Genomic DNA, 1069 nt, shown 5'->3' on the forward strand with positions numbered 1-1069 from the left:
CACCGGCCGGATACGACGTGGATCGTCGGACTCGCGCCGGCTAAATTCGGCAACGATGAAGTCGAACAGATCTTTCCGGATCTCCAGGTTCGGACCGGCCAATGCCAGGACGTCGTGGGCGAGCCATGCGGTGAGTGTCCGGATGTCGCCGGCAAGCGCATGCGCTCCGGCTTCTGCCCGCAGGGCGAGCGCGATCCGGTCGCCAAGATCCGTGGCCTGATACATTTTCCTGGTCTTGGTCTGCAGCTTTTTGCGCCGCGACTTGGCCCCCTTGGCGATGCCGGCCAGCGTGTTGGCCAACCCCTCGCACTGATGCTGAATGTGGAATACGTCGCCGTGGCAGGGCTTGTCGCCCCAAGCCGCCTTCTGCCCGGCGCGCAGTCCCTGGCCCGCATCGGCGATCGTGTAATCGGGATTCAATCCCTGCTCTGAGGCGTCGAGCAGATGAATACCCCAGGTGTCGGCGTCACGATGTTCGGCCGCGGCAAGCAGATAGCAGTAGGTCGACCTGGCGTCGACGCCGGCGAGCACGGGCTGCGATCCCTGGAAAATTTCGTCGTGCAGGCCGACACGAATCGTCGAAAGGTCCTGGCTACGGTTGATTGCGCCGGCTTGTCGCGCGGCTGCCTGGTGCACATTGTGAACGGTACCCTCGCTGATGGCCACGCCCAGCAGGTCGCGCATCAATTCCACGACGCCACGGTAGGAGCTGTGACAAATCATGGTCAAGCCCAGCGTCAGTTGGCGCAGCCATGTCTTGGTCACCGGGAGCGCGAACAGCACCTCGTCGTCCGGTGCCGCTGATGCGAACACTTCGTCCAACGCGACGCTGGCCTTGTCCGCCTGCTGGTAGACGAACTTGCGGCTGACGCCGTGCTGCGCGGCCAGGTCGCTGATCGTCGCCGTTCCCGCCAGCGCCAAGATGGCCATCTCCTTTCGGTCAACTTCGGGCAGTCTGGCTGCCGGACAAGCGGATGGATTCATAGGTGGCGATGGTTCAAATGATGGGGCAACAGTATCGCTCAAGAGCCGATGCCGGATCCCGAAGTGTTACCCTCGTTTGAACCAC

The 1069-nt window shown here is 63.0% G+C and carries 1 protein-coding gene; it reads right to left on the minus strand.

From position 1 onward, the window contains the following. The coding region (locus tag PO883_RS34530) for a hypothetical protein (RefSeq protein WP_289313812.1) at positions 1-930 on the minus strand (930 nt) is incomplete at its 3' end. Between the last annotated feature and the right edge of the window lie 139 nt (positions 931-1069).

The organism is Massilia sp. DJPM01 (assembly GCF_030348125.1).
GTDB classification, from domain to species: Bacteria; Pseudomonadota; Gammaproteobacteria; order Burkholderiales; family Burkholderiaceae_D; genus Telluria_A; species Telluria_A frigida.